Source organism: Streptomyces sp. NPDC002889 (assembly GCF_042888425.1).
Taxonomy (GTDB): Bacteria; Actinomycetota; Actinomycetes; order Streptomycetales; family Streptomycetaceae; genus Streptomyces.
This window is the reverse complement of record NZ_JBIAPT010000030.1, coordinates 1-18459: the sequence shown is the minus strand read 5'-3', so window position 1 is coordinate 18459 and position 18459 is coordinate 1. Positions and strand designations below refer to the sequence as shown.

Genomic DNA, 18459 nt, shown 5'->3' with positions numbered 1-18459 from the left:
CGGACCGGTGGTCGCCCCTGGCGGGGCGGCTGGTTGTTTCGGCCCGCTTCGCGGGCCGGGGCGCCCGGGCCGGGCTCGTTCCTCGCCGGCCCGGGGGAGTGCCCCGCGCTGCGCGCGGGGTGGGTGGCGCTGCGCGCCACCGGAGGCCGGCGCGGTGCGCGGGGCGTTCGCGCTCCGCGCTGCCGCTTTCCCTGCTGCGCGGGGAAGTTGGAGTGCTTCGCTTCGCTCCGCGGGGGCGTTGGTGCTCGGTGCTGTGGAGCGGTGCAGGTTCGTGGTGCCTGTGGTGTCGTCAGATCCACTGGTAGTTGGTGTCGTTCAGGTCGGCGAGCATTGCGGATGCGGCGTCGACGGGGTGGGTGGGGGTGTCAGGGCCGGCGATGGGCACGGGGGAAAAGATGTTCAGGTCGCGGGTGTCGCGGTAGGGGAGCCAGACGACGAGGTCTTTGCCGAGGGTGTCGTCGTCTTCGTGCAGGCGCAGGTCTTGGCGCATGCCGGGGGCGAGGTGGATGCGGTAGGCGAGGTGGAGCTTGCGGGGAGGCGTGGAGCCCGGCCGGGTGACCATGGCGTCCAGGAGCCGGGTGAAGGCGGGTTGCTGCTCGAGGCGCTGCAGGCCCAGTTCTTCGAGGAGTTCTCGCCGCAGGGCGTCGAGCAGGGGTTCGGCGGGTTCGACATTGCCGCCGGGCAGTGAGTAGTGATCCGTACCTTGGTTGTTTGTTCTGCGGATCAGCGCCCCGTCCTCGCCGTCGAAGATCAGCGCGGCAAAGCGGACCTTGATCCGCGTTGGAACGCGGTCTGCTGAGTGCTCGTCATGCGTCTTCCCCAAGGGCGTGTGTGCGGGGTGGGCAGGGAGTCTCTGCGGTTGCCCATTCCTCGCCGGCGCCGGTGCCAGTCGATCACCTCTCCCCAGGAGCGCAGGCCGTCGGGGCCGGTCGCCGGGAACGGGTTGCTGGAGCTGGTGGGGTAGAGCCGGGGTAGTTGCGCACCTCGACGTAGTCGCGGTCCAGCCGGCGAGCGGTCTCGGCCAGGGTGACCCGGTCGCGTCGGGGCCATTCCCGTGGCGGCTGTGCCGGCGGCCCGAACTCAGGGTTGGTCTTTGTGTGTGCCTCGACCGCGGCTTCCACTTCGCTGCGCCGGTAGACCTTCATCGGCCTGCCCCGGCCGGCCGTTCTCTTTCCCGTTCCTTCCACGGCGGCCGGCCATTGTGGCCAGTGCACCCATTCACGGGTCACGGTGCCCTCGGCCACCTGGTAGTGAGCAGCGACATGCCGCACTGTCCAGTGGTCGGGCTCGTCCCAGTCCAGAATCCGACTCATCCGACACTCTTCCCGCTGAATTACAACCGGTGCTACTACGGGGGAGTGGTTGCCGGCAGGGATGGATGCTCCGGCACGAAGGCGGAGTTGGGCGGCGGTGGAGATCGCGGGGTGCCGGGCCCGGGGGTGTGTCCGTGGGTCGGGGCCGAGGGAGTCTTTAACCGGGAGGCGGCCGGGCGGGTCCCTCCCGGGGCAAGAACAGGGGGCCGAGTGCCCGACTAAAGTCGCGGTGAGGGCACAGCCCTCTCCATTGGCGCGAGTGTAATGGCCCCCTGCCCATGCCCCGGCCCGCCCGGCCCCCTCCCGGTCAAACACTCCCCCAACCCCTTCTGACGGCACGTCAACTACTGTCAGGGCGCGGCGGCCGGTCCAGGGTGCGCGCAAGTGCATCGCGTAGCGACGCCGAAGGTCCCTTGCAGCCCCGCAGAACCGGCGGTATGGCGGAGCTGCCCGGCCAACCGAGGGGAGCCCCGTCCACCGGGTGGGGTGTGGCGGAGGCCCGCCGCCGACAGTCGGGCCGGGGGCGGGACCGGCCCTGACCTGCGGTTGCTGTGATCCAACTCACCTGCTTCGGGGGGCTATTGAGGTGGTCACCCACCCTTGAATAGGGCAGAATTAGGGATGTCGGAAAGGGATAGCAGCCCCGGACGACACAGCAAGACCCCAAACCTTCAACACCACGGAGAACAGAATGACCGTGCAGACCGAAACCGCCGTGGGGCACGCGTTCGCCACCGCCGCGAAGTCCGCCACTGGCTACCTCGACGAGGCCGCGAACTCGCACGGCCGCGAGAAGATTCAGATGGTCCTCAACGCGCTCGCGCGAACCGAGACCGACGCGCCGCACCTCGTTGAGATCGGACCCGGCGGCGGCGCCGCCCTCCAGTTCCTCACCGACAGCCTCACCCACACCGCCGACCGGCCCCGCACACTGGACATCACCCTCATCGAGGCCCCCGGCGTCGTCTCGCAGGCCCTCGCACGCGCCATCGACGGCTACAACGCGGCCGAGTTGGGAACCTGCACCCTCACCAGCGGTCTGGCGCAGGACCTCGGCACCATCCTTGACCGCCCCGTGGACATCGGCGCCGCGTCCGCACTCATGCACGAGGTCTATTCCTACGGCAGCGGGTACCGGGGAATTCACCAGATGATGCAGACCCTTCCCGCCGTCCTGAAGCCCGGCGGTCACTTCGCCTATCGCGACGTCCGCACCGTCGACGCCGCGACCCTCCATGAAACGGTCACCCACACCTACACGCATCGCGGATGGCTTCAGTTCATCCGCATGTTCGCCCCGCAGTACCTGAGCGACGGCCGCCACCCCTACCACCACTCCGGCGACGACCCGATCGTCCGTCAGGACTCCCGCATCGTCGCCCTTGAGGACATCGACCCCAGGACCAGCGCCGTCATCACCGGACCGATCGGCCTGTTCCGCGAGATCCAGCGTCACTACATCACCTTCCGCGACTACGCGTGGCGCTCCGGTGCCCTTGGATTCCTCCCCCGCCTCGACGGACAGCTCTCCGCCGATTGGATCGACGCGGCAGCCGGTCACAAGCGGGTCCACTTCACACTCACCGAGGCCGAATGGATCTCCCCGCGACAGCGAGCGCTGTTGAAGACCGTCAGCGAGCCGTACGGAGATCACTACGTTGTGGACGGTGACATCTTCGACGAGTGCACCGACGCCGCCATCATCGAACAGCTCACTTCCGCCGAGAACGGCAACGAGCGGTGCGCGGCCGTGTGGCGAGAGTGGATCGAGCGCGAAGGCCACGAGACATACGTCTACCTCACCTTGAACGAACTGCTCACCGAGTTCGCGATCTCCTCGGCAGAGGCGAACACGAACACCGTGATGATGCCCCGGACGCCCCGCGACGTCGTCACCCCCGAGCGGGCCTACTACACCCGCTACCTCCGCAACCGCCTGCCCAACCCCCTCCCCGACGGTAAGCAGTTGGTTCTCTTCACCAACATCCCCGCCAATGACACCGAGGCACTCACGGCCGGTATCGAGACCCTTCGACCGCTGTGCAGCCGCGCGGCCATGGCCCGACTCCACTCCGCACTCACCCAGATGATGTGACCCGCCCACCCCTAGTGGCCAGGTAACGACGACAGGCGCGGGGCCCTCGGACCACGGCCGAGGGCCCCGCCCCCCGGCACCCGCCCGCATGTACGCCGCAATCAGCACAGGAGGATGACCCCATGACCGACACCATCGAAGTGGAGCGCAAGCGCGAGCTGCCCGACGACGGCAGCACTCTTGCGCCCCTACTCGCCCAGCTCGGCTACGTCGCATCCGCCCCCGTCACCGAGGTCGACACCTACTACAGCCGCCCCGACGTCGACTACATGCAGACCGTCGAGTGCCTGCGCGTCCGCCGTCGCGGCGACTTCGCAGAGATCACCTACAAGCCAGCCTCCACCCCGACGACCCACGCAGCCGACGACGTCGTGTCCAAGGTCGAGACGAACGTCATCCTGCGCGAGGGCAAGCAGGCGCGCACGGCTGAGAGGCTGCTGACCTCGATTGGCATGCGCGAGCTCGTCTGCGTCGAGAAGACACGCACCACCTACCGCCATCCGGAGACTCCCGGCGTGACAGTCAGCATCGACACCGTCCACGGCGCCGGTACCTTCGTCGAAACCGAGGTCAACCGACCTACCGCCGACGGCGCCGCCGAACTCGTCGAGCACATCGAGAAGCAGCTCGGCATCATCGGGCACCCAACGGTCGCGCTCCCCTACCGCGATCTGGTGCTCAGGCAGCACGAATAGCCCGCGACACGTACGGCACACAGGTGATCGAACTACTACTCCGCTGAATGCCGCGCCGCTCGTCCGCAGGGGCGGCGCGGCTCACACCCTCCACAGGGTGTGACCCCGGCCCGGGGAAAGGACGCCCCTGGCGGGGCGGCTGTCTGGTGGTCCGGTGCGTTTCCTGCGGGTCTGGCTCTCCGCTTCGCTCCGGCCAGTCCCTCCGGGCACCGGACCGTGGACGCGCCCCGCAGGGGCGCGGCTGTCCATGCGCCTTCGGCGCTGGAAAAGGACACGCCTAACGGCGTGACAGCTCCATCTGGCCCCTTCGGGGCCGGGTCCGCTGACGCGGACCGAGCCGAACCGGTCCGAAAAGGGCAATGCCGCCGCCGGACTGCGGCACCAACTCGGCCTGGACCACGCCAGCCGCCCTTCGGGCGACAGTCCTTGCAAAGGGCACGCCTGGCGGCGTGGCTGTGTTGTTGGGCCGGCTTCTTCGTCGCCGGCCGGCCGCCCTCCTTCGCCGGCCGGCCGCCCTCCTTCGCCGGGCGGTTGGGCCGCCCACGGCGGACGCATTTTCGGGGCGCCTGCGGCGCGGGGGCAGTGCGGCGCTTCGCGCCGGTGGGTCCCGCTCCGCGAGACCTGTGGCAGTGCGCCGCTTCGCGGCCAACGCCGACATGCGGCTCATCACCGCCGTGGTCGACTGGAGAGACCACGAACCCTCCAGCAAGATCACCAGCCGCCTGCCCGTCAAAGGGTGCCGAACAGGCTCCAGAAGCGGTAAGTCGCCGACTGGCGTACGGTCTGCCGGCGCGGATCGGGCGACCGGCTGGACGCGAAGCAAGAAAACAAGGCAAGATTAGTTGAGTCGAGAGGTTGAGGCCCTCGTTTTCGCAACCGCGTAACTCGCGGAGGATGGGGGCGGACGGCCAGCCCAATAGCAGTAGTGCCGGCCGTCCTATGCCCCCTGGCCCCAGGCCCTTCAACAAGCCCATATCCAGGAAGGCACTGCACATGATGGTAAACGACGCGGAGCTCGACACGCCCCCGCCCTCGACGACCTCGTGACCTTCCGCGCCGGCAACTCGGCCGGAGCCGAGCCCGCTGTGACCCACCGCATTCAGGACGGCCCTGCTCCCCGGCACTGGCGGCACTCGGTTCATCCTGCTCGCCGACGAGCCGGCGCACGGTGCTCCGGACTGGGCATCGACGATCAAGGACAGCGACATCGCAACGGTCACGAGGCTGACCGAGTCCGGCGTGACGCGGTGGGAGCACACGCCGCAACAGACCCAGGGCCGCAACGTCACGCGCGGCGCGGAGCATGACGCCGAGCACCCGCTCACCGAGACCGGCGTGGTGCTCCTGCCGCAGCCCGCCGACCACAACGACCGCCGCGAGGAGGGAGCCGACGATGACGAGTGAGGCCCTGCCGCGGGATCCACAGATCACGGAGGACACCCCCATGGCCACACTGGACCGACGTCGCGTACTGAGCAGGAAGGAGCTTGCCGACACCTACGAGCTCAGCATCTCCCACCTGGAGAGGCTGTACCGGGAGCGCGAGCTCAACGGTCACCCCGAGGCCGCGGGCACGATCAACCGCGCGCTGGTCTGGTACGCCGCCGATTGGCACCAGTGGTACGAGCACCACACCGACGTAGCCGCGCTGGAGAGCCGTGCGGACCTGCAAGACCGTACGGGCCTGGGTCTGAGCACCCTCGAACTGCTGTGGCGGGAGCGGAAGTCCAACGGGCACCCCCAGCCGGAGAAGATGGTCGGCAACACCATGTACTGGAACCCGAAGACCTGGGACACCTGGTACGAGGGCTACAAAGCCAATCAGCAGTGGCGCACGAACGTCGACCTCAGTGGGAACGCCGAGGACCTGATCTCGCTGTCCGAGGCCGCCCGGGTCCTGGGCATGGAACCGACCAGCATCACGAAGTACCCGGTGAGGCCGCCGAGGCACTGGCCGGCACCAGCCGAGGAGAGGACGACGGACAAGGGCTTCGTCAAGCGAAAGTACCGGCGCGGCGACATCTGGACGTACGCCGAGCGCCGCGAGCGTGGAGGCGGCCGCCCGGCCGGAACGCCCAAGACGGGCCGCCGCTACCCGTACGACGGCGATCCCCGCCTGGACCAGGCCCGCACCGCGGTCAAGGCACACCCCGGAACTCCTGCAGCCCAACTCGCCGGCCAGCTGGCCCACGAGCACGGCGGAACCGCAGGCACCTGGTCCCACATCGTCCGCAGCGCGCGACAGCACCCCGAGGACTGACATCCCGCGGCGATCAGCAGAGGGGTGCTTACGCCGTAAGCACCCCTCTGCTCCTGCCTCCTTGCCACCAGCGGGCCGGCCCTGGCCGCAGCCAAAGAAACAGCCGCCCCCCCGCCAGGGGATGGCGCTGCGCGCCCAGTGCTCCGCTCGGCCGGTAGTGCAACGCGGCCCTGCGCACCGATACCCGCTACGCGAGCCGGCGGTCGGAGGGGCGCCTGGGCAGGGCGGGTGGCGGTGATTTGCTCAACTGGCCTGGGAACTCCTGTGATTGCGTCTGCGCTGCGGGTTACGGTGATCCGGATCTGATCGCAACTGCACGGGGTGCCCCTGATGGTGACAGCTCGACACAAGCATGGCGTGGCGGCGCTGAGCGGCGCTGTAGCGCTCGCTGCGGTGCTCGCCGGATGCAGCGGCAGCAATGACGGCGACAGCAAGCCGTCACAGGGCGTGTCGACGCCCGCCCCGGCGACATCCTCGGCTGACCCGCAGGCGGCCGAGAAAGCCGCCGTGCTGAAGGCGTACGAGGGGCTGACGGCGGCGGAGGCGCGCACGTACGCCACGGCGAAGCTGGACCCGGAGTTGGAGAAATACGCGGCGCACAAGGCGCTGTCGGACATCAAGGTGACGCTCTTCTACCACCAGCAGCAGGGCACCGTGATGAAGGGCGACGTGACGCGGAAGCCGGACGTGACCGCGCTCAACACCGAGTCCGAGCCGCTGAAGGCGGTGGTGACCGACTGCGCCGACTCCAGCCGGTACGACGAGGTGAACGCCAAGACAGGCAAGGTGAAAGAGCTCAAGAGCCCCGGGCCGCGCCGCCATGTCGTGACGGCGACCGCGCAGCGCTCCAAGTCCGGGGCGTGGGTGTTCTACACGTACACGATCGAGCGGGGGCGGACGTGTTGAGCGCGCGCCGGTCGGCGGCGGCCGCCGTGCTCGCGCTGTTCCTGCTCGGGGTGCCGGCGGAATTCGCGGTGGCCGACGGGCCGGGCGGCGGGGTGAATTGCCCGCCCACCAAGCTCGACTGCCCCATCACGGCGGAGGACGACAAGCCGCCGACCGACGGCAAGCCGGGCAAGCCCGGCGGCGGGGGCGACGGCGGTGGGGGTGGCAAGGCGACGTGCGCGATCGACGGCAAGGAAGTGCCGTGCTCGACGGACATGGGCAGGTTCAACCCGGCTGACGCCTGCTACTGGCAGGTGCTCGATCCGCAGCCTGGCCCGGACGATCCGGTCTGGGGGTACGCGACGGGCGTCCCTGACGGTTGGAAGCCGGGTGATCCCGGAAAGCTCTACAACGTCTCGTGTCCCGGCATAGGTCGCGAGCTGGCGGGTGGTACGACGTTTTCCGCGGCGGGTCCGGCCGGGGGTGGTGTGGACGTCCAGGCGCTCGCGCAGCGGGCGGTGGAGAACCTGCGGCTGGAGGGTGCGGACATCGGTGTTGCGCCCAAGCCGTCCGGTGTCGGTGTCGTGGGGATGCCGGTGTGGATCTGGAACAAGCCCGGCCCCACCCGCACCGGCCCGGCGACCGCCTCGGCGACGGCGGGCAGCGTGACGGTCACCGCCACCGCCAAGGTGCGCAACGTGACGTACACGATGGGCGACGGAGAGACGGTCGTCTGCACCGGGCCGGGTACGCCGTACAAGGCGGAGTACGGCAAGCGCAGGTCGCCCGACTGCGGGCACCGCTACTCGACCCCCAGCTCGAGCGTGGACGGCGGCCGGTACAAGGTGACCGCCACCACCACGTGGGACGTGGAATGGGCCGGAGCGGGCCAGACAGGCACGATCACCACCACCCGCGACGCCGGGACCAGCGTGGAGATCCGGGAAGTCCAGGTGCTCAACTGAGGCATCCTGGAGGCCCCGACTGGACCGGTGAGACGGCCCCGGCCGGTGGCCGGAGTTCGGGTTCGGCCTCGCCCCGCCGACCGGTCCGGGCGGCGGGGAGGACATCCGGGGCCCGGAGCGGGGAGCGTGAAGGCAGTGGTCCTGAGGGCACGGGCCGCCTGCGTGAGGGAGACGAGGGCGGGCCAGGTGCGGACCTCGCCAAGGGTTGCAGGTTCGCCCACAGGGCGCCTCCGGTCAGGTCATGACCCGACCCAGCACACAGAAACACCACGGACCGTGTGCTGGTCCGTGGTCTTGTGCTGCTTCCAGCGTACGGCCGCGTCCGCCGGAGTTCCAGGGAGTTCGGGAGCGTACGGAAGCCAATCCGACCTGGGGAATTAGCCGATTCGCTCAATCAGCCGGCAGCGGGGTCCCGGCCCGCGTCAGACGTTGAGCGCCCGGCGCGCGTCACTGATGAGCCCGTTGGCGTCGGCCCCGTACACCGCCGACTCCCGCAGGGTGTTCCAGGTGCGGAGGTAGGTATTCACGCTGGCCTCGTCCTCCACCCAGAGTTCGGAGTGCCAGGTCTCCACGATCACTCGGCTGTCGTCGTAGACCCAGAAGGCGGTGGCAGGCGGGATCTTGAGCGAGGCACTGAGCGGGACAATGCCCAGCTCCACCGTGTCCAGGCCGACGGCGCCCGACAGCCGGTCAAGCTGTGCGGCCAGCACGGACGGCGGGCAGACAAGGGCCCGCAGTGCGGCCTCCCACAGGAGCAGGTGGAAGCGCTTGGTGGGGTCGTACAGCGCCTGCTGCCGCTTGATGCGGGAGCGCACGGCCTCCTCGGTGTCCCGGGGTGACTGCTGCTCCGGCTCGGCGTGGCCGTCGGCCGCGAGGCGCTCGAGCTGCTCGTAGGTCTCGTCGTCGACTTTGATACGGATTTCCCTGGCCATGCCCCCACGGTATCGGGCGGGGCGGGGGTGCGGCAGAGCTGATTCCCGATCCCGAACCGGGTGGCATGGCGGCACTCTCTGCTGCAGGCCGGTGAGGGACCGGGGCAGCCGCTCCGTCACCGGGGCCACTGGACCCGGCCGGCTGCCCCGGCACACCGGTTCATCCTGGCATCAGTACCTGGTGGCATCGGCCTCTCTTCGGGATCCTGCTGAGTGCACGCGGCCTCGCCCGACGCGGGTCCTGGCGATCCGGGGCTCCGTGCCGGACACCGGAAGACGGCCGTGGCCGAGCCCAGCAGCCGCGCTACGTCCTCCTCGGCGAGGTAGTCGCGCGCGGCTGGCCCGTACCCGGACGTCCGGGCCGTCACAGGCCCGGCGTCCCAGTGCCTTCGCGGCCATGATGGGCGTACAGATGGCCGACCAGGCCCTCGCCGCGCTGGCGCAGTAGCCCCTCCCGCAACGCCATGGCCCCGCGGGGGGATCAGCCATCACATCCCCGGCTCGGGAGTCGCAACGTCCAATGACGCTCCGGCGCGGCCGCACCCACCTCGACGAGCGCTGGCGGATCCTGCCCGAAGGTGCCGGTGAGAGTGCTAAGCGCTCGGCCGACGCCAGCAAAGTTCCTCCCATTCGGGTGACGACATCGTGCTGGGCCGGGTCCAGGTCCAGGGGGGCGGGCAGGCATTCACCGGCCTGGTAGGTCAGGGCGAGCGCGGTCTTCTCGTTGGGTTCGAGTCCTTCGTAGGTATCGCGGAGGAAATCGCTGGGACGTGCCATGAAGTCGGTGATTCCGCGGCTGTTGAGTTGGAGGTGGCGCGTGAACGCTTGTCGGCCCAGGCGTTTGGCGACTTCGGAGTAGAAGGGGTCTGCGTCGGCTGCCTCGCGAAGATGGAATTCATGCTCCGGCGGACCTCGTGGGGATGGTCGCCGAGCTTGATGTGGTTGTAGAGGATCTGCTGCCGTTCCTCTGGCGAGAGCTGCGCGGCGTCCACGACGATCTGTTGTTCGTGCAGGAGAGGGTAGGCGGACTCCTTCAGGTAGCGGCGGGCATCGCGGTAGATGTAATCGCGTGAGGTGAGGACGACTTTTGCTCCGCCGCGGACGGCGGTCATGACTTCCCGCATGTGCCGGGCCCAGTTGTCGGTGAGGTGCCGCTCGTGGCGGACGCTGCCGAAGGCGTCGTCGATCCAGAAGAACTGGTTCGGTTCGTGTGGGTTCCAGTGGTGCACGAGTCCGGCGGCGTCGGGCGCTTTGACGGTCAGGCAGCCCCAGGCGTCGAGGGCGGTTATGGCCAGGGTCTCTGCGATGACGGATTTGCCGACGCCCGGCTCGCCGAGCAGGAGAACGAAACCGTGCTCCTGCACGGCTTGGACGGCACGCCGGTAGGCGTCGGTGACCACGAAATCGGCCAGTTCGTCTCGCAGGCGGCCGAGCAGGGCCTGGGCCTGGGTGTAGGCGCGGTCGTCGAGGATCTGGGAGAGGTCGCCGAGTCCGTAGACGCGAGGGACGAAGGTCCGCAGGCGCTGGTGGCTGGCTATGGTGTCGCAGATCCACTGGCCGTCGAGAATCAGCGGGTACCCGACACCGACATCGATCAGGCGCTGTCGGATGGAGGCTCCCGAGGTACCGCTGACCCGCGCGTTGGTGAGCAGGACGTAACTGCCGCACAGACCCTGGTCCACCAGCGCCTGGGCCTTGGCGAACTCGTCGTCGAGGTCCGAGGGCGTGAGGGTGGTGTCCGCTTTCTTGGTGTGCTTGCACTGCAGGACGAACGGGCCGTCGGGCAGATCCTGGACCCCGATCGGGTCCGGTGGCTGCTGCCAGATGCCGGAGAATGCGCCGTCGCGTCCGCCGTCGTTGGAGTAGGCGAAGGTGTGCACCGACTGCGCCCACACTTCGCGGAGTACAGCAGCGCACAGGTCCTGGAATGCGCGCCAGCCCAGGGTGTGCAGGGCGAAGAAGGGGGAGCCCGGTGCTGCGACGGTGCCATTGCGGGGGTGGTCGGTCACTGTGGCTGGTCCTTCGCGGGGCCGTTGTGGGGGAAGTGGACAGGGCGTCTGAGGTTGTTGTACGGGCTGTTTCTATGACGGTCCGCTGCGAGCGCTCGGTGGCGACACACCGGTCCCGGTCACCGGTCAGCACTTGGCCGCTGAGCGAGCCCGCGCCGCTCGTGGCCGTGTGGTACGCCGCTGGCCGCTCCGCGTCCGGCGCGCGGTCGATGACCTTCTGCACCGTCTCTGATGAAAACGGCCAGGCAAAAGACGTTGGGTGGCTGCGGATATTGGCTTGGTCCGCCTGCCCGCGGCCGATCAACATGGAAGCCGTAACTACGCAATGCCGGCAGCCGAGTTCACGGCCAGACCGGTTGCGGTAGGGGTTTTCGTGCGACTGGGGTTCAGTGGCGGTGTGTTCGAACTGCATCCGTGTACAGCTCCCGCGTCAGGTCGTGCTCACTGATACCCAGCTCTGCCAACACGGCGCGGACGTCGGCGAGCGCTGCCTGTGTGTCCGTCTCGTTGACCAGGGTCTCCAGTTCGAGGAATGTGCCGTCGAGTTCCGGGACGCGCACGAGGGTGGCGAGCATGCGCCGGCCGCGGGCCTCGAAGTCGTAGTTTCTGCAGCGCTTTTCGAAGGCGATGACGGGCATGTAGCCGAGTCCGTGCAGCATGGCGTGCACTGCTTCGGCGTCCTCGACGCGGGTCTCGTGCTCGGGCTTCGATCCGGATACCTCGTCGACCTGGGCGCCCTTGAAGGTGAGTACGGTGCGGGTCTCGTCCGGGCCGTGCACGGTGCGTACCCGTAGTTCCTGGTCGCGCTTGCCGAGGCTGCCGTCAGGATCGTCGTAGTAGGTGTCCTGGTAGACCTCGGCCCGCCCAGTGGCGCGCTCGTCGAGCCGGCGCAGCACCTCTTCCGGCGTATGCACCCTGGCTTTCAGCTCCGCCTCGATCATCGGCCGGTTCCCCTCTCTTCGCTCGTTCAGACGGTCTGCTGGGCCCCGTCGAGGATCGTCTCGAACATCCGGCGGAAACCCCGGTACAGCGGGCCGTGTGGGGTCTCCATCACCTTGTAGGTGGCCGACTCGTGGCCTTCCCAGCCTGCATCGAAGGCGCCCACGAACATGGTGGAGTCCGTGCGGATGAGCCGCCAGGTCGGCAGCATGCCGTATCGGTAGACCTGCACGTCGCAGTTCTCTGCCAGTTCACGCAACCGCGCCTCAGCAAGATGCACGCCGCCGGCCAGTGACTCCACAGACTCACCGATTTCGGCCGCACGCCGGGCCAGCGCGGACGACAGCGGGTCCAGGAGCAGCACGCGCACCCGCAGCCCCCGACCGCCCTGCTCGCGTGGCAGGCAAGCGCGCAGGAGCGAATCGTTCAGCCCGATCAGACCGAGGCCGCGAACGGCGAGCACGTCCAGCTGCTGCGCTGCGCGGGCATGCTGCTGGATCTCCTCACGGGCGGAGGCCTGCGAGGCGTAGACACGGACGACCTCGGGGAACGCGGCGAGGTCGAAGGCCGGCCCGCCGCTGCGCTTCTCCCTGCTCGCTGCCAGGCCGAGTAAGTGGCGGGCATCATCGGGCATGTTCAGCCCGTCGGCGATGCGCTCGTAGACGTCGAGGCGGGACACTTCACGGCGGCCGTTGATGATCTCGTTCACGCGGGCCTGCGTCATTCCGATGGCGGTGGCGATCCGCGATTGGCTGACTCCCGCGTACTGCTGCACGTGCCGGAACACTGCGCCGATGTCCCTGCGGCGTAACGCCTGGCGGACGTCGGCGCGCTCCCACGCCCAGTCGAGAAGCTCGATCGGCGCCACTGTCCCGGACATGCCGCAACCCCCGGTATCCACAACTGAGATGGGAATCCATCTCACAGTGAGATTACCGTTCGGGTATCGAGCGGACACGGTACGTCACAAGATCCTGTCGGCATGAAGAACCGAACCGCACACACGGTTATCGCGGCGGCCGACTGGACACTCGGCCTCGACACCTCCGAGGGCGCTCCTCAGCAAGCACTGCACGAGGCGCAGTGCACCACATGTGACGAGTCGTCCGGTGCGACCGAAGGTCGGCGGCTTCCTGCCGAGGTGTGGGCGCTCAAACACACGGGACAGCGGCCCGGGCACCGCTCGTTCCGGGTCGTACAGACGTGCTTCTGGCGCGTCACGCCTGCCGAGGGCAATCCCTACCGGGAGACGTCGTGATCTGCGCGCGCTGCCACCAGCCGATCCACCCCGGTGAGCAGTACGAGCGCCTGGACAAATTCTCAGCGTCAGGCCCCGGCATGACGATCGTCGTCCACGAGGCCGACTGCCCGTCGACAGCCAGGCGCAACTCCCCGACGACTTGAACTCGCGTTCTGACCGGCCTCTGGCGGCGTCCTTTGTCCGGTTCGGCGGCTGCTTCTGCTGCCCGCCCCCACCCTGCCGCGTCTTGCTGACGTCACGGCCCCTGGTGCCAATGTACGTAGAGAGGTAGTAGTAGCTTTGGCCTGCCCGTGATCATTCATCAGGGGCGCTGCGGGCACCTGGGTCTTACAGGCGACGGCCGCCGGGCGGGGGTGGTGCTCGGCGGTATCGATCTGATCCGCTCCGCTATGCGCAAGGCGGCACGGTCGTTGGGCTGGTCGCGGCTCCAGACGTTCGGTGGTGTGTATCCGCAGGTTGCTGTCGCGGGTGTCGTGGATCAGCGGTCGGTGGTGCGTCGTGGAGTTAGTAGGGGGCTGGCGAGTCCGTGTTGGCGGGCGTCAGCTGGTTCGCAGTTCGCCTTGGTTTACGGGCTGACTGCCCATGAGGGGACGGGGTAGGTGTGGACGTCTCCGAGTGCGAGGCGGAGCGGTCCGAGGAGGCGGTGGGCGAGGCTGGGGGAGAGGTCTTCGATTGCGAGGGCCGCGGCGGCGAAGCACACCGCTTTTTGTTCGTCCGAGAAGTCCCGTACGCGTTTGCCGTGGGAGCGGGCTGTTCGGTCCAGTGCTGTTTCGGTGTGCTTGATCAGTGCGTTCTTCAGCGTGGCTCGGTCGGCGGTCGCGGCGAGGTCCTGTGCCTCATACCAGGCGGGGTCTTCGCGATCGGTCGGCCATGCCTTGTTGTAGGAGCGGCGCAGGGTGAGGACTTCGTCCCAGGTCAGCTTCTCCAGTCGGGCGAGCAGTGCTGCCGCTGTCCGCCCTTGGGGTCCCAGCGCCCACCAGGCCGGTACCCGGAACCATATTCTTTGGCCCCAGGTCCGTCCGGAGCGCTCCTCGTCGTCGTTCGGGGTGAGACTGATGATCCACAGCCCGAACGGGATCTCGGTCGTGAACGGCAGGTAGGAGGCGCCTGATGCATGCGGTGCTGCGCGGTGCCATGGCTGCTTGCGGCGCCGCAGCGGCACGCCGGGTGTTTCCTGGATGAGGATGCTGCGTCGGTCGCGCAGGGAGGCGGCGTAGTCGACCGGGTCGTCTTCGAAGCCGCGGCCTGAAGGGCGTGTGACCTTCCAGCCCCAGTCGGCTGGCAGACGGTTCGGGTCCACTCTCGCGGCTGTCCAGTCTTCCCACCCAAGGCCAGGCACCTGATCCCCCTCCGTGACGACACTGGAGCCCCATCTTGGAGCGCCCGGAGCGGGCGTGCCGTGCGGGCGCCGAAAGAGTGCTGCTGGCGCCGGGCAGGGGACGTCGGGGCGGCGCGCCGGGCACGCCTGCCGTGTCAGCGCCGTGCGGAGACTCCGCCGCGCTGCAAGTAAAAGCAATGGGGCTCGCCCGGTCAGATCACGGCAAACCCCATTGCTTGAGCGTCCTGCGCCAACAGCACGCTTACCTCGCATCGCGGTGCACAGTCCGGGTCAGAGACTGAGGTGCCCGGCGACCAAGGCCACAGCCCTCGCGGGCTTGCGCCCAGCATGTCATCCATCGTCGGCCAGTGCTGCACCGAAGGTGCCGCTCCTGACCGCGTCAGCGGTACATATTCTGAAGAATGGCGCCTTGGCCTGCCGGAACGTGACCGAAGGCGCAGTTTTTAAGTACAGACTCTCCATGTGGTGTGTACGGGTTTCTTAAAAAGAGCCCTGAATTCTTCAGAAGCCGTTCACATCAGAATGGACAGCGCCCTCGCGAGTGAGCCAGCATGAGTGCGCCAGATCAGCCTTGGCGCCAACCAGGGCCTGGCATCGAACTAGTCCGGGTCAACGAAGCGGAATTCACGCTTCCATTAAGAGACTGAGGTGCCCACGCCATGACGTATGTCGTGACGTCCAGCGGCGTTCCTATCCCGATCGGTCCGCTGACGATCCTGCAGAGCCGAGAGATCACTGCCGCGATGGTATGGCTGGTGACCGTGGTTCTTCTTGCCGTCATCGTGCTCGTGGTGGTCGGATGCGCTCCGCCGGCCGCTGTCGCTGCAGTGGCCGGCGGAAGCCTGATCGCCGGGAAGCTTCGCCAGGTACTCGCCTGATTTTCTCCGCGGGGGTCAGCGGCTGAGGCTGGCCCCCGTGCGCAGTTCAAGGTCCTCTGGAGTAGACGTGGGACGTCGCACCAACCAGTTACCTATTGGGCAGGGGAGCCCACGGGTCCTCGAATTCGCCGCCGCACTTCGCGAGCTCCGAGAACGGGCGGGCAGCCCCACTCTTGCGCACATGTCCACGAGATCCGGCGTCTCTGCGGCTTCGCTGTCCAAAGCCGCAGGGGGGTATGAGTTGCCATCGTGGCGAGTGACGAAGGCCTATGTGGAGGCATGCTTCGGCGATACCAGGCCGTGGCGCAAGAACTGGGAAGAGGTTCGCCGGGAGATTCGGCCCAGGGAGTTTGCCAGTGATGACTCCGTGGAGTCGCTGCATCTGAGCCCCGAGGAGCGGCGGAGGGCGTCTTGGCCTCGCATCTGGGAACGGTGGGACAGAACAGGACTCATCCTCCCCTCGCACCGCGCCGAGACCAATCTGGACCTCAGGCTCGCCCTGCAGTCCCTTCGCGCTTACCGCTCACTGTCACTACGGCAGCTTGCCCACCTGATGCCCTACTCTCATACGAGCGTGGCAGCGGTGCTGTCAGGAGCGCGTCCGGTGTCGCCATACTTCCTGCGCAACTACCTGGAAGCCTGCGGTGTAACCTCCCCGACCGAACTGATCAGCTGGTTCGACCTCCTTTCTATGGCCAGCCCTGAGCACCAAAATTATGCAGCTCGTACTCGCTTGATGGCCATAGCTATGAATGGTCGAAATAGTGCGAGTTCCAGGACTTGGCGCTCAGGGGCGCTGCCAGTGAGTGCAGAGATTGTGCGACTTAGGCAGTTCTCCCTGCAGACAAGATCGAAAAACCTTCGGGAATGGCTTTCCGTGAATCTCTCCAGTAGAGAGAAGCGCGCCATGTTCCGGCGACTGGAGAAGCGCTACGGAATGAACTCTGTTGACCTTTCACTGTTTGAGCGGGGCGAGTGGGAGCTCACACTTGTGGAGGTCAACCGGCTGGTAGGCGAAGCCAAGCGGCTGGGCTATACCGATATAGACCCTCTCGTCGAGTCCGTGTTCCGCAATCCGGCATGATGCCGCCGACCTGCAGGTCAGGTTGGCTGACGCCGTTCAGGATGGCGTGACGCGGAACGCGGAGTGCCGGGTGATGTCGATCCAATCGGACTGGTCTGGTAGCGCAGTGGCTGCGCTCCACGGGCGGATGTCGCTGTGGGTGAGGAGGCGTGTTGGCCGGGGTGGAGGCGGGGCCAGGTGTTGTGCTGGTTTCGGAGCCATTGGCGGCTGGCGTGGGTGTGGGTGCGGGCCACCTGGCAGCGGCTCACCCCGATAGCCGGCCCCGCCCCGAAGTACAGCGCGCACGGGCCGCGTCCACGTCGTACAGGACGGCACCGCCCACCAGACGCAGGCGATCTTCCTCACTGACGCCGAAGCCGCCGACTGGCTCACCGCCACGGCGGTCGGCGACGCCGGGAGTACTGTTCCAACGCCTGCCGCCAGACGGCGTACCGTCGCCGCAATGCAGCGGTACGCCAGGCGGACGTCGTGCGCGAGTGCCCTACCCCCGACGAGGTGGATTGCGCCCTGCGGGAGGGCCGGGAGGTCGTGATGTGCGAGATCGGCAAGCCGGGTTACCCCTCCCGCTACCTCATGAGGATGCACAGGGCTGAGATGTACGGACTCTGGGACGACGTGGAGTGACCTCTCACAACCCCGTCGTCGCCGAATCGTCGGATTCCGACCAGGCCGTCACGGAAGGCGGACCGGGACTCACAGGTGGGACGGTTCCGCTCGGCATGCACCAACTGCCAGGCGTTTGTCTCGGCGTCGCGCAGCCACCGTTCACCGAGCCAGGCGCCTTCGTGGTCGGCATAGCCCGCCAGGTGCCGGCCGATCACGGCCGCGGCCGCGCCCCGCTGCTCGGCGCTCATGTCGCCGACGGCGGTCAGTATCTGGTCGGCCAGACCCGCGCCGTCGCCGTCCAGGGCCCGCAGGACCTGATGCTTGATGTTGGCCGGCATGAAGACCGGTGTGCCGGAGGCCTGCCACAGCTGGAACCAGAGGTCCTTGGGCTCGTCGGACGGGAGGGGGAGCCCGGCGATGAGAGTGCGACCACGGGCGGCCGCCACCGGCCCTCACGCTCAACGGGGCGCGGCGGGCTGCCCGCCACTGCTGGCTGGCCGTGAACGGCTGCACCGGGCGGGTGTTGGGCGTCCTGGGCCGGAGCGGGGGTGTTTCGTGCCCTGACAGGCCAGGCGGCATTGGGCGGAGGTGCCGGAAGTCGCGGCGGACCCGGGCAGGGGTGAGTCTGTCGGGTTTCTCCCACGGTCACCCGAAGGCGAGCAGGCTCAGAGAGCGTCAGGGAGAGAAGCACCACCGTGACTTTTCCGGTCCGGGCCTGTGTGTTGCGGTGCTTGGTCGGGCTGGTGCGATCGGCCTGCCGGAGGCAGGCCCTGTTCTCTTCCTTGCTCTTTCTGTCTCTCTCCCTCCCAGGGGGTCGCTCATGCCGGAGGCAGGTACACCTCCTCGGAGAGGACTCGCCCAACCTCCCGCATCCCGAAAGGGGTTGGGCCCGGAGGGGCCCTTTCCCCTCCCCGGTATTCCGTGGTCTACTCCCCTCCACGGAATACCCATCAATTCCCCCTCTTCAGGGGATCGGAGATCTCCAATACCCACCCCAGCAACCCACATGACGAACCCTCAACTCAAACCCCAACCATCCACCCACAAAACCAAACCAGCCGTATTTCGTGCCGGAGGCACGCACGTTATGGAATGGCCGGAGGCCATTCCATAACTCCCCGCCGGAGGCGGGCAATTCGCGCGGGGACGCGCGAAACGAGCGAAGCGAGTATTCGGCTGCCGGAGGCAGAGCGAAGCG

The 18459-nt window shown here is 68.0% G+C and carries 15 protein-coding genes and 1 pseudogene; 9 read left to right on the top strand and 7 right to left on the bottom strand.

What is annotated here, in order from left to right; translation table 11 throughout:
- Window positions 1–289: 289 nt before the first annotated feature.
- A complete protein-coding gene (locus tag ACFYWI_RS32905; RefSeq protein ID WP_389239429.1) occupies window positions 290–823 on the bottom strand; it encodes an NUDIX hydrolase in 534 nt (177 codons plus the stop codon).
- A gap of 1181 nt (window positions 824–2004) precedes the next feature.
- Between ACFYWI_RS32905 and ACFYWI_RS32900 the strand changes: the two genes are divergently transcribed.
- From ACFYWI_RS32900 to ACFYWI_RS32875, 6 genes are all read left to right on the top strand, one after another.
- Window positions 2005–3408, top strand: coding sequence for a hypothetical protein (locus ACFYWI_RS32900; RefSeq protein ID WP_389239428.1), 1404 nt, complete (start codon window positions 2005–2007; stop codon window positions 3406–3408).
- A gap of 122 nt (window positions 3409–3530) precedes the next feature.
- Complete coding sequence (gene cyaB / locus ACFYWI_RS32895; RefSeq protein ID WP_389239427.1) at window positions 3531–4103, top strand: class IV adenylate cyclase; 573 nt, start codon at window positions 3531–3533, stop codon at window positions 4101–4103.
- Between the two features lie 1239 nt (window positions 4104–5342).
- Window positions 5343–5507, top strand: a complete 165-nt coding sequence (locus tag ACFYWI_RS32890; protein WP_389239426.1) for a hypothetical protein — start codon at window positions 5343–5345, stop codon at window positions 5505–5507.
- The gene (locus ACFYWI_RS32885; RefSeq protein WP_389239425.1) at window positions 5497–6363 is read left to right on the top strand and encodes a hypothetical protein; all 867 of its coding nucleotides are present in this window, start codon (window positions 5497–5499) and stop codon (window positions 6361–6363) included. Before ACFYWI_RS32890 ends, ACFYWI_RS32885 begins: the two co-directional genes overlap by 11 nt.
- A gap of 330 nt (window positions 6364–6693) precedes the next feature.
- The gene (locus tag ACFYWI_RS32880; protein WP_389239424.1) at window positions 6694–7269 is read left to right on the top strand and encodes a hypothetical protein; all 576 of its coding nucleotides are present in this window, start codon (window positions 6694–6696) and stop codon (window positions 7267–7269) included.
- Complete coding sequence (locus tag ACFYWI_RS32875; RefSeq protein ID WP_389239423.1) at window positions 7266–8213, top strand: hypothetical protein; 948 nt, start codon at window positions 7266–7268, stop codon at window positions 8211–8213. Before ACFYWI_RS32880 ends, ACFYWI_RS32875 begins: the two co-directional genes overlap by 4 nt.
- A 422-nt stretch (window positions 8214–8635) precedes the next feature.
- Here the strand turns inward: ACFYWI_RS32875 and ACFYWI_RS32870 are convergent.
- From ACFYWI_RS32870 to ACFYWI_RS32855, 4 genes and pseudogenes are all read right to left on the bottom strand, one after another.
- A pseudogene (locus tag ACFYWI_RS32870) lies at window positions 8636–9058 on the bottom strand (Scr1 family TA system antitoxin-like transcriptional regulator); the annotation flags it as partial.
- 788 nt (window positions 9059–9846) lie between these two features.
- Window positions 9847–11154, bottom strand: a complete 1308-nt coding sequence (locus tag ACFYWI_RS32865) for a hypothetical protein (protein ID WP_389239422.1) — start codon at window positions 11152–11154, stop codon at window positions 9847–9849.
- A gap of 386 nt (window positions 11155–11540) precedes the next feature.
- Complete coding sequence (gene cyaB / locus ACFYWI_RS32860) at window positions 11541–12095, bottom strand: class IV adenylate cyclase (RefSeq protein WP_389239421.1); 555 nt, start codon at window positions 12093–12095, stop codon at window positions 11541–11543.
- 26 nt (window positions 12096–12121) lie between these two features.
- Window positions 12122–12973 carry a helix-turn-helix domain-containing protein gene (locus ACFYWI_RS32855; RefSeq protein ID WP_389239420.1) on the bottom strand — a complete coding sequence of 284 codons (852 nt, stop codon included), beginning with the start codon at window positions 12971–12973 and terminating at the stop codon, window positions 12122–12124.
- A gap of 102 nt (window positions 12974–13075) precedes the next feature.
- On the opposite strand from ACFYWI_RS32855, the gene ACFYWI_RS32850 reads away from it, so the two are divergent.
- A complete protein-coding gene (locus ACFYWI_RS32850) occupies window positions 13076–13351 on the top strand; it encodes a hypothetical protein (protein ID WP_389239419.1) in 276 nt (91 codons plus the stop codon).
- A gap of 568 nt (window positions 13352–13919) precedes the next feature.
- Here the strand turns inward: ACFYWI_RS32850 and ACFYWI_RS32845 are convergent.
- Window positions 13920–14654 (bottom strand): hypothetical protein, encoded by a 735-nt coding sequence (locus tag ACFYWI_RS32845; RefSeq protein WP_389239418.1) that lies wholly within the window; start codon window positions 14652–14654, stop codon window positions 13920–13922.
- A gap of 698 nt (window positions 14655–15352) precedes the next feature.
- On the opposite strand from ACFYWI_RS32845, the gene ACFYWI_RS32840 reads away from it, so the two are divergent.
- Both ACFYWI_RS32840 and ACFYWI_RS32835 read left to right on the top strand, forming a co-directional pair.
- A complete protein-coding gene (locus ACFYWI_RS32840) occupies window positions 15353–15571 on the top strand; it encodes a hypothetical protein (protein WP_389239417.1) in 219 nt (72 codons plus the stop codon).
- Window positions 15572–15752: 181 nt separating this feature from the next.
- Window positions 15753–16655, top strand: a complete 903-nt coding sequence (locus tag ACFYWI_RS32835; RefSeq protein ID WP_389239416.1) for a helix-turn-helix domain-containing protein — start codon at window positions 15753–15755, stop codon at window positions 16653–16655.
- Between the two features lie 566 nt (window positions 16656–17221).
- Here the strand turns inward: ACFYWI_RS32835 and ACFYWI_RS32830 are convergent.
- Window positions 17222–17707 carry a hypothetical protein gene (locus ACFYWI_RS32830; protein ID WP_389239415.1) on the bottom strand — a complete coding sequence of 162 codons (486 nt, stop codon included), beginning with the start codon at window positions 17705–17707 and terminating at the stop codon, window positions 17222–17224.
- Window positions 17708–18459 lie beyond the last annotated feature (752 nt).